This is a genomic window from Streptomyces africanus, from assembly GCF_002150735.1.
Taxonomy (GTDB): domain Bacteria; phylum Actinomycetota; class Actinomycetes; order Streptomycetales; family Streptomycetaceae; genus Streptomyces; species Streptomyces africanus.
Genome location: NZ_MUKA01000505.1, coordinates 1 through 10497 on the forward strand (window position 1 = coordinate 1; position 10497 = coordinate 10497).

Here is a 10497-nt window from a genome sequence, read left to right on the forward strand (position 1 = left end):
CATGTCCTCGGCGGGCCGGGCCAGTGCCGGGTCGAAGGAGTAGGTGACCGCGTCGAGGTCCTGCGGGCGCAGCCCGGCCCGCCGAGGACATGGGCCTGGACGACCCGTGGGACCACCTGCGGCTGATCTACGCCCGTGAGGCGCCCGGATTCCTGCGGACGGCCCTGCCCGGCCTCGCCCCCGGCATCGTCCGCTTCGTGCCGCACCACATGGCCCACGCCGCCTCCGGCGCCTTCGCCGCACCGGACGCCGGCGACTCATCCGTCCTGGTCCTGGACGGCCGCGGCGAACGCGCCTCCCACCTGGCCGCACGCCGCGTCGGCGGCCGGCTGGAGGCGCTGCACGCCCAGGACCTGCCGCACTCGCTCGGCCTGGTCTACGAGGAACTCACCGAACACCTGGGCTTCCTGCGCTCCTCCGACGAGTTCAAGGTGATGGCCCTCGCCTCCCACGGCACCCCGCGCATGCTCACCGAACTGCGCCGTCACGTGTATCCGACCGGCGACGGCGGCTTCCACGCCACCGGCGTGCCGTGGCGGGAGCTGTGCGCGCCGCGCAGGTCCGACGAGCCGTGGACGCAGGACCACGCCGACGTCGCCGCCAGCGCCCAGGCCGTGCTGGAGGAGACCCTGCTCGACCTCGTGCGCTGGCTGCACGGCCGTACCCACGACCGGGTGCTCACGCTCGCCGGCGGTGTCGCGCTCAACTGCGTCGCCAACTCCCGTATCGCCCGCGAGGGCCCCTTCTCCCGGGTGTGGGTGCAGCCCGCCGCCTCAGACGCCGGGACCGCCCTGGGCGGCGCCCTGCTGCTGTCCGCCGGCGCGGGCGACGAACCGGAGCCCATGCCCGGCGCCGACCTCGGCCGGGACTGGACCGACGCGGAGCTCGGGGCCTGGCTGAAGACGGCCGCCGTACCCTTCGAACGGCCCCCGGACATCGCCGCCACCGTCGCCCGCGCCCTGGCGGACAACGCGATCGTCGCCTGGTTCCAGGGCCGCTCCGAATACGGCCCCCGGGCGCTCGGCCACCGCTCCCTGCTCGCCCACCCCGGGCACGCGGGCAACCTGGAACGGCTCAACGACGTCAAGGGCCGCGAGCAGTTCCGGCCCGTCGCCCCGATGGTCCTCGCCGACCGCGCCGCCGAGATCTTCGACGGTCCGCTGCCCAGCCCGTACATGCTGTTCGTGCACGACGTCGCCCCGGCCTGGCGGGACCGCATCCCCGCCGTCGTGCACGTCGACGGCACCGCCCGCATCCAGACCGTCGACCCGGCCCGCGAACCGCTGGTGGCCCGCATGCTCGGCGAGTTCGAGCACCGCACCGGCCTGCCCGTCGTGGTCAACACCAGCCTCAACACGTCCGGTCGGCCCATGGTCGACGACCCGCGCGACGCCCTGGAGTGCTTCGGCTCCTCGCCCGTCGACCTGCTGGCCATCGGCCCGTACGCCGTCCGCCGCGGCGACCTGTTCCGTTCCGAGGACGCCGGAGGCCTGCGATGACCGAGCCCGACGCCCGCACCCGGGACGCCGAGTACGCCGTCGTCGTCCCGACCCTCGGCCGGCCCAGCCTGCGCGTGTGCCTGCACGCCCTGGCCGAGGCGAGCGGACCGGGGCCGGTCCGGCTGGTCCTCGTCGACGACCGGCCCGGCCCGGACCGCCCGCCCCTCACCGCCGACATCCCGCCGTCCCTGCGCTCGCGCACCCTCGTCGTACCCGGCGGGGCGCGCGGACCGGCCGCCGCACGCAACCTCGGCTGGCGGGCGGCCGGGGACGTGCCCTGGATCGTCTTCCTCGACGACGACGTCGTCCCCGGTCCCACCTGGGGCGACGACCTGACGCTCGACCTGGCCGCGGCGACGGAGCGGACCGCCGGGATCACCGCCCGGATCGAGGTGCCGCTGCCCGCCGACCGCCGCCCCACCGACTGGGAACGCAACACGGCCGGACTCGCCGGCGCCCACTGGATCACCGCCGACATGGCGTACCGCCGGTCGGCGCTGACCGCCGTCGGCGGATTCGACGAGCGCTTCCGGCGGGCCTTCCGGGAGGACGCCGACCTCGCCCTGCGCGTCCTCGACGCCGGCTGGACCCTCACCACGGGCCGGCGCACCACCACTCACCCCGTGCGGCCGGCCGGGCGCTGGACCTCCGTCCGTCTCCAGGCCGGCAACGCCGACGACGTGCTGATGACCCGGCTGCACGGCCGCCACTGGTGGCGCCGGGCGCAGGCGGCCCGCGGCCGACTGCCCCTGCACCTGGCCGTGACCGGGGCGGGGGTGACGGCGCTCGGCTGCGCCCTGCTCGGCCGGCACCGACCGGCCGGGGCCTGCGGCGCGGCATGGCTGGCCGGCACGACCGAGTTGGCCCTGGCCCGTATCCTGCCCGGGCCGCGCACCCGCGACGAGGTGCTCATGATGGCCGTGACCAGCGCACTCATCCCGCCGGCCGCGACCTGGCACTGGCTGCGCGGACAGCTCGCGCACCGTAGGGCCCGGCCGCTCACCAGGTTCGGGACCGGCGAGCCGGCGCCCGCGCCCCGCCCGGCGGTCAGGGAACGGCTTCGGTCATGACCCGCCCCACCGGCCCCTGGCTGCTCTCCGGGCGGAACGGGCCCACCGGCCTACGGCAGCCCCCGCACGAGCCGGGCGGCCCGCTCCCCGCCGCTGTCCTCTTCGACCGCGACGGCACGCTCGTCGCCGACGTCCCCTACAACGGGGACCCGGCGAGGGTCGAGCCCATGCCCGGCGCGCGGGAGGCCGTCGACGCCGTGCGCGCAGCCGGGATTCCCGTCGGCGTCGTGACCAACCAGTCGGGCCTGGCCCGCGGCCTGCTCACCCCTCGCCAGGTCGAGGACGTACGCCTGCGGATGGAGGAGCTGCTCGGGCCATTCGCCGTCTGGGCGGTGTGCCCGCACGGGCCGGGGGAGGGCTGCGGCTGCCGCAAGCCCGCCCCCGGACTGATCCTGGCCGCGTGCCGCCGCCTCGGTGTCCCGCCCGGAGACACCGTCGTCATCGGCGACATCGGGGCCGACATGGCGGCGGCGCGGGCCGCGGGAGCCCGCGGGGTCCTGGTTCCCACCGAGGTCACCCGGCCCGAGGAGATCACGCAGGCCGACGTGACGGCGGCCGACCTGCCCGCCGCGGTCCGCCTGATCCTCGACGCGGGTGCGGCGACGGGAGAGTGGCGGAGCAGCCCGGCCGGGCCGGACGGCGAACAGCGCCGTCACCAGGCCGCGTCGGCAGCGGTACCGCGCGGACACCCGGCCCTGTCGACCGGGGAGCCGCGATGACCCCCTTCCGTTCCCGCAGCCGCCTGCCCCGGACCCTCGTCGTCCGCCTCGACAGCGCCGGAGACGTGCTCCTGGCCGGGCCCGCCGTGCGGGCCGTCACGGCCGGGTCCTCCTACACCGCGCTGCTGTGCGGACCGCAGGGCGCCGCGGCGGGGCGGATGCTGCCCGGGGCGGACGACGTGCTGACCTACGACGCCCCCTGGGTCGGCCTGGAGCCCCCGCCCGTCACCCGGACGGCCACCCGGCGGCTGATGGGGACGCTCACGGCGGGCCGCTTCGACCGGGCGCTCGTGCTCGTGTCGTACCACCAGAGCCCGCTGCCGATCGCCCTGCTGCTGAGGCTCGCCGGGATCGGCTGGATCGCCGCCGACAGCGAGGACTACCCCGGCGCGCTGCTCGACCTGCGAAACCGCAGAGCGCCGCACCGCCACGAGGTCCTGGCCGCCCTCGACCTGGCACGCGCCGCGGGCTACGCCCTGCCGCCCGGCGACGACGGCGGACTGCGCGTCACACCGCCGCCCCGCACCACGCACCTCACCGGGCCCGAGCCGTACATCGTCGTCCACCCCGGTGCCGCCGTCCCCGCCCGGGCCTGGACCCCCGGCCGGGCGGCCCGGGCCGTCGCCGCCCTGTCCGCCGAGGGATACCGGGTCGTCGTCACCGGGGGCCGCGCCGAGCGGGAGCTGACCGCCCGCGTCGCCGGGCGGTACGCGCTGGACCTCGGCGGCGCCACCGACCTGCCGCAGCTGGCCGGAGTCCTCGCCGGGGCGCGGGCCGTGGTGGCAGGGAACACCGGCCCGGCCCATCTCGCCGCCGCCGTCGGCACACCCGTCGTCAGCCTCTTCGCACCGGTCGTGCCGGCCGAACGGTGGGCCCCCTACGGCGTGCCGCACGTCCTGCTCGGCGACCGGCACGCCGCGTGTGCGGACACCCGGGCCCGGCGCTGCCCCGTGCCGGGCCACCCCTGCCTGGACGGCATCGGCGACGCCGAGGTGCTCGCCGCCGTGGCGGCCCTCACGGACGACCCGGCGGACCAGGGAGAACAGACGGAGCGAGGAGCGGCCGTATGAACATCCTGCTGTGGCACGTGCACGGCTCCTGGACGACCGCGTTCGTTCAGGGCCCGCACACCTACGTCGTCCCCGTCACCCCGGGCCGCGACCCGGACGGCCTGGGACGGGCCCGCACCTTCTCCTGGCCCGCCTCGGTCCGCGAGGCCACCCCCGCAGAACTCCGCGACACGCCCGTCGACCTGGTCCTCCTGCAACGTCCGCACGAGCTCGAACTGGCCGAGCGGTGGCTCGGCGGACGCCGCCCCGGCCGGGACGTGCCCGCGCTGTACCTGGAGCACAACGCGCCCGACGGCGGCGTACCGGACACCCGGCATCCGTGCGCCGGCCGCGACGATCTGACGATCGTGCACGTCACGCACTTCAACCGGCTGTTCTGGGACTGCGGCAGCACCCGCACCGCGGTCGTCGAACACGGCATCGTCGACCCCGGCCACCGCTACACCGGCCGGCTCGCCCGCGCCGCCGTCGTCGTCAACGAACCCGTGCGACGCGCCCGGTACACCGGCACGGACCTGCTGCCCGCCCTGGCCGAGGCGGTGCCGCTCGATGTGTTCGGCATGGGCACCGAGGGCCTGGCCGGTCACCTCGCCCTGCCACCCGACCGGTGCCGCACCGCCGATCTGCCGCAGAGCGAGCTGCACACGGCGCTGGCCGAACGCCGCATGTACCTGCACCCGGTGCGCTGGACCTCCCTCGGCCTGTCCCTGCTGGAGGCGATGCACCTCGGCCTGCCCGTCCTGGCCCTCGCCACCACCGGAGCCGTCGAGGCCGTCCCGCCCGGCGCCGGCACCCTCTCCACCCGCCCCGACGTCCTGGCCCGCGTCGCCCGCCGCTACCTCCACGAACCCGAGGCCGCGGCCGCGGACGGAGCCCGGGCCCGGCAGGCGGCCCTCGAACGCTACGGGCTCAAGCGCTTCCTGGCCGACTGGGAGCGCCTGATCACGGAGGTGTGCTCATGACCCCGTCCCTCAGCCCCTTCCCCACCGGACCGCTCGGCGGCGACCCCCTCGACCCGGGCGTCCTCGCGATCGCGCTCGTCTCCGAGCACGCGAGTCCGCTCGCCGCGCTCGGCGGGGTCGACGCCGGCGGCCAGAACGTCCACGTCGCCTGCCTCGCCGGGGCGCTCGCCGACCGGGGCCACCGCGTCACCGTCTACACCCGCCGTGACGCCCCCGACCTGCCCAGCCGGGTGGAGCTGCGCGACGGCGTCGAGGTGCACCACGTCCCCGCCGGACCGGCCGAGCCGCTCCCCAAGGACGAACTCCTGCCGTACATGGGCGAGTTCGGCCGCTACCTGGCACGCTGCTGGCGCACCCGGGCCCCCGACCTCGTGCACTCGCACTACTGGATGTCGGGCCTGGCCGCGCTGCACGGGGCCCGCGCCCACGGGCTGCCCCTGCTGCACACGTACCACGCCCTCGGCACCGTGAAGCGACGGCACCAGCGCCTCGCCGACACCAGCCCGCCCGAGCGGATCCCCGGCGAGATCGAGATCGGGCGGGGCTGCGACCGCGTCGTCGCCACCTGCCGGGACGAAGCCGCCGAACTGACCCGCATGGGCATACCCCCGCACAAGATCGGCATCGTGCCGTGCGGCGTCGACCCCGACCGGTTCACTCCCAAGGGCCCGGCCGCGCCACGCGGACCGTACCCGCACCGACTGCTCCAGCTGGGCCGGCTGGTGCCGCGCAAGGGCGCCGCGGTGGCCGTCGCCGCCCTGGCCCGGCTGCCCGGTACCGAGCTCGTCGTGGTCGGCGGGCCGCCCGCGGACCGGCTCGACGACGACCCGGAGGTGCGCCGGCTGCGCGGCGTCGCCCGGGACGCAGGCGTCGCCGACCGGGTCCGCTTCACCGGCGCCGTGCCCAGCGAGGAGGTGCCGCCGCTGCTGCGCTCCGCCGACGTCGTGGTGTGCCCCGCCGACTACGAGCCCTTCGGCATCGTCCCGCTGGAGGCCATGGCGTGCGGCGTGCCCGTCGTCGCCAGCGCGGTGGGCGGGCAGCTCGACACCGTCGCCGACCCGGGCACCGGACGCCTGGTGCCGCCCCGTGACCCGGAGGCCCTGGCCCGCGCCGTCGCCGGTCTGCTCGCCGACCCGGCGGCCCGCGCGGCGTGCGGAGCGGCCGGCCGCCGCCGGGTCCTGAGCCGCTACGGCTGGGGGCAGGTCGCCGCGGCCACCGAGGCCGTCTACTGCGAGGTCCTCGACGCCGAGCCCGCCGCGACGGACGCCGGCTGAACCGATCCGTCCCCGACCCCGCCGGCCGCGGCCGACGCCCGAAGACCGAAGGAGGTGCGGGTCCGCCACCGCCCACCGGGCGGCGGCACGCCCGAACAGCATGAGCGAACACCCTGCACACCCCGCGCTCGACGCCGCCCGCCTGCACTGCCGGTCACTGGAAGAGGCACTCGGCCGGTTCCGCACGCACAGCCTCGGACAGATCGCGGACTGGGGCGGCCGGCTCGCCGACGTCCTCACCGGCGGCGGCCGGCTGCTCGCCGCGGGCAACGGCGGCAGCGCAGCCCAGGCCCAGCACCTCACCGCCGAACTGGTCGGCCGCTACCGCAAGGAACGCCGCGCCTACTCGGCGCTCGCCCTGCACGCCGAGACGTCCAGCGTGACCGCCATCGGCAACGACTACGGCTTCGACCACGTCTACGCCCGCCAGGTCACCGCCCACGGCCGCCCCGGCGACGTCCTGCTGCTGCTGTCCACCTCCGGCCGCAGCGCCAACCTCATCGCCGCTGCCGTGACCGCCCGGCAGGCCGGACTGCGCGTGTGGGCGCTCACCGGGCGCGGCCCGAACCCCCTCGCGGAAGCCGCCCACGAAGCCCTGTGCGTCGATGCGGGCAGCACCGCCAACGTCCAGGAGACCCACCTCGTCGCCGTCCACCTGCTCTGCGAGTGCTTCGACACGGCCGTGTCCGCACCGCTCGCGCGGCGCACGGTCCTCACCCACGGGAGCACGCCATGACCGGACCGGAACCGCTCGCGGTCGTCGGGGACGTCCTCCTCGACGAGGACATCGAAGGCGTCTCCACGCGGCTCTCCCCGGACGCCCCCGCCCCCGTCGTCGACGTCACCGGCGACCGGCGGCACCCCGGAGGAGCCGGACTGGCCGCCGCCCTCGCCGCCCGCGGCGGCCGGGACGTGGTCCTGGTGACCGCCCTCGGCGACGACGAGGCCAGCGAGGCCGTACGGCGTGACCTGCGCGGCCGGGTCCGGCTGCTGGAGCTCCCGCTGAAGGGCACCCTGCCGGTCAAGACCCGCGTCCTCGCGGGCGGCCGGCCCGTCGTCCGCATCGACCGGGGCGGGGGCACCCCCGGCGAACCCGACGGCGCCGTCCGGGAGGCCCTGGCGAACGCCCGCGCGATCCTCGTCGCCGACTACGGCCGCCACACCGCCGGCGCCCTGCGGCCGTACCTGGAGGACAGTGCCCGCCGCACCCCCCTGGTGTGGGACCCGCACCCCCAGGGCGACCCGCCCGTGCCCGGAGCCCGGCTCGTCACCCCGAACGCGGCGGAGGCACGAGCCCTGTACCCCGGCTCCGGAGGGACGTCACTGGGCGTGTACGCCGAGCGCGGGACGCGGCTCGCGGAGCGCTGGCGCGCCGCCGGAGTCGCCGTCACCCTCGGTGACCGCGGGGTGCTGCTGGCCCGGCCCGGCTCCGGTACGCCGATGCTCGTCCCCGTGCCCTACCGGGCCGACGGCGACCCGTGCGGCGCGGGCGACTGCTTCGCCGCGACGACGGCGGCGGCCCTCGCCGACGGCCTGCTGCCCGAGGAGGCGCTGCAACGGGCGGTCGCCGAGGCCGCCGCGTTCGTCGCGGCGGGCGGCGCCGGAAACCCCGACCTGTGGCGGACCGAACCGCCGCCCGGCCCCGCGGACGACGCCGCGACCGACGCGTTCGCCCTCGCGGAGAGCGTCCGGGCCCGGGGCGGCACCGTGGTCGCCACCGGCGGCTGCTTCGACCTGGTGCACGCCGGTCACGTCGGCCTGCTGGAGAGCGCCCGGCGGATCGGCGACTGCCTCATCGTGTGCCTGAACTCCGACGCGTCCGTCACCCGCCGCAAGGGCCCGGGCCGTCCCCTCAACCCGGCGGCGGACCGCGCCCGGGTCCTCGCCGCGCTCGGCAGCGTAGACGCCGTCGTGGTGTTCGAGGAGGACACCCCCGAGGCGGTACTCGCCCGGCTGCGGCCGGACGTGTGGGTCAAGGGCCGCGACTACTCCGTCCAGGACCTGCCCGAGGCCGCGACGCTGCGCGCCTGGGGCGGCCAGGCCGTGGTCCTGCCGTACCTCGACGGCCGCTCCACGACCCTGCTGACCCGCCGGGCGGCGAAGGCGGCGACGACGGCCCTGCGGCCGTCGGGCTCCTGACGGCGTCCGGCCGGCCTGCCGCTGAGGCGCTCCCGCCGGGGCAGCCCCGCCTACCTGCTGGTCGGCAGGCGGGTCCACCGGGGGAGCCCTCCAGGCCCGGGCGGCCGATCACGGCGGCTTTCGCCGGCTCTCTCACCAGCCCCCTGTACGCACCCGCTCAGGCCGCCGTGCTGAGCGCCGGCTGCCCGTGGACGTCGCCCTCCTCCGTCCGGAGCACCACCGGCGTCGTGGCGCGGCGCTGCCGCAGCAGGTAGCCCGCGCCGATCGAGCCGGCGATGAGCAGTCCGCCGGTGACGAGGGCCCCGCGGGCGCCGGCCAGTTCCATGAGGAGGCCGAGCGCGGGCGGGCCGCCCAGGCTCCACACCGTGCCGATGCTGCCCCACACGCCCAGCACCCGACCCCGCAGGTGGGCGGGCGGGTCGGTCTGGAGGACGGCCGTGCCGGCGGTGTCGGAGACGGACTCCACCACGGCCATCGGCAGCACGAGCACGATCAGCACCGCGAGCGACGGCGACAGCCCGGCCACCACCTGGAGCAGCGCCCCGGCAGCCGCCAGCGCCCCCACCAGCCGCACGGACGGCCGGCGCAGCCGGGCGCCGAGGAGCGCGCCGAGGATGCCGCCGACGGCGAGCACGGTCGAGACCGTGCCGAACGAACCGGCACCGCCCGCGAGCGGCCCGGTGACGAGCACGGCCAGGGTGAGCCCGTAGTTGCGGCCGAACACCGCGCTGATCCCGGTCACCCCGGCGAGCGCCATCAGACGCGGCCGGCGCGCGAAGAAGGCCAGCCCCTCGCGCACGGACATGTCCGAGCCGGTGCGCTTCGGCCCCGCGGCGACCTCCCGCACCGCCCCTGCGGCCGGCCGCAGGAACGGAATGACCGAGGCCACGAACAGGAACGACACGCCGTTCGCGAAGTACGCCGCGGACGTGCCGAGGAACCCCACGGCCACACCGGCCATGGCCGCTCCCACGAGCCTGCCGGACTGGTGCACCAGCGCCCCGACCCCGATGGCCGAGGGGACGTCCTCCGCCGGGACGAGATCGTTGCCCAGCAGCGCGCACGCCGGGTTGTCGACGGTCGCCACGACACCCGTGAGGGCGGCCAGCACCATCAGGGAGGTCATGTCGAGCTGGTCCAGCGCCACGAGCACGGCCGTCGTGAAGGCGATCGCGCCGAGCAGCGCCTGGCTCACGGTCGCCGTCAGCTTGCGGGGCCACCGGTCGACGGCCGCGCCGCCGAGGACGCTCATCAGCAGGGCAGGGGCTGCCTGCACGGACATGGACAGCCCCGTCGCGGCGGCGGACCCGGTGATCTGCAGGACCAGCAGGTTCTGGACCGTGAGCTGCATCCACGTACCGGCGTTCGACACGAAGTTCGCGGCGGACCACCAGCGCATGCTGCGGTACCGCAGCGACCGCCAGGGCGAGCGCGAGACGGGCTGGGCAGGGGAGGACGACGAAGACACAGGGCGGTACTCGCAAGACGAGTCCGAGGACTCAGGAGGAGGGGGACGAGGGGAACGAGAGGCACCGGCAGCGCTGCGCGGTGGCTCCCCTCGCCGGGTACGGCGCCGACCATCGTGGCAGAGGGAACCCCCGAGTCGGTTCCGTCCACACCTCGTCCTCTTCCTTCACACTTCCCAACCGCCTCCGGCCCGAGGGCATTTGAGGCCGCGAGTGTGGTTGATCACAGTTGTCGATCAAGGGCCCCGCCCGGGCCGCAGCACGTGACGGCGACCACACAAGACAGCGAGAAGGGCCC

The 10497-nt window shown here is 76.5% G+C and carries 8 protein-coding genes and 1 pseudogene; 8 read left to right on the plus strand and 1 reads right to left on the minus strand.

The genetic code is table 11. The features are described 5' to 3' along the window. Positions 1-71: 71 nt before the first annotated feature. The 8 genes and pseudogenes from CCL05_RS40850 to CCL05_RS40885 form a co-directional block, all read left to right on the plus strand. Positions 72-1499: pseudogene (locus CCL05_RS40850) on the plus strand (carbamoyltransferase family protein); the annotation flags it as partial. Beyond that, positions 1496-2569, plus strand: coding sequence for a glycosyltransferase family 2 protein (locus CCL05_RS40855; protein ID WP_086565629.1), 1074 nt, complete (start codon positions 1496-1498; stop codon positions 2567-2569). The pseudogene CCL05_RS40850 and the gene CCL05_RS40855, both read left to right, overlap by 4 nt. Further along, positions 2566-3288: a D-glycero-alpha-D-manno-heptose-1,7-bisphosphate 7-phosphatase gene (locus CCL05_RS40860; RefSeq protein WP_086565630.1), complete on the plus strand. Its 723-nt coding sequence runs from the start codon at positions 2566-2568 to the stop codon at positions 3286-3288. Before CCL05_RS40855 ends, CCL05_RS40860 begins: the two co-directional genes overlap by 4 nt. Beyond that, the gene (locus tag CCL05_RS40865; protein WP_167409712.1) at positions 3285-4358 is read left to right on the plus strand and encodes a glycosyltransferase family 9 protein; all 1074 of its coding nucleotides are present in this window, start codon (positions 3285-3287) and stop codon (positions 4356-4358) included. Before CCL05_RS40860 ends, CCL05_RS40865 begins: the two co-directional genes overlap by 4 nt. Next, a complete protein-coding gene (locus CCL05_RS40870; protein ID WP_086565632.1) occupies positions 4355-5320 on the plus strand; it encodes a glycosyltransferase in 966 nt (321 codons plus the stop codon). Before CCL05_RS40865 ends, CCL05_RS40870 begins: the two co-directional genes overlap by 4 nt. Beyond that, entirely contained in the window at positions 5317-6594 is a 1278-nt protein-coding gene (locus tag CCL05_RS40875) for a glycosyltransferase (protein WP_086565633.1), read from the plus strand. The genes CCL05_RS40870 and CCL05_RS40875 overlap by 4 nt, the downstream gene beginning before the upstream one ends. A 100-nt stretch (positions 6595-6694) precedes the next feature. After that, positions 6695-7330 carry a D-sedoheptulose-7-phosphate isomerase gene (locus tag CCL05_RS40880; protein ID WP_086565634.1) on the plus strand — a complete coding sequence of 212 codons (636 nt, stop codon included), beginning with the start codon at positions 6695-6697 and terminating at the stop codon, positions 7328-7330. Next, a complete protein-coding gene (locus tag CCL05_RS40885; protein WP_086565635.1) occupies positions 7327-8733 on the plus strand; it encodes a PfkB family carbohydrate kinase in 1407 nt (468 codons plus the stop codon). Before CCL05_RS40880 ends, CCL05_RS40885 begins: the two co-directional genes overlap by 4 nt. A gap of 157 nt (positions 8734-8890) precedes the next feature. Here CCL05_RS40885 and CCL05_RS40890 read toward each other — a convergent pair whose 3' ends face one another. Continuing rightward, complete coding sequence (locus CCL05_RS40890; protein ID WP_086565636.1) at positions 8891-10201, minus strand: MFS transporter; 1311 nt, start codon at positions 10199-10201, stop codon at positions 8891-8893. Between the last annotated feature and the right edge of the window lie 296 nt (positions 10202-10497).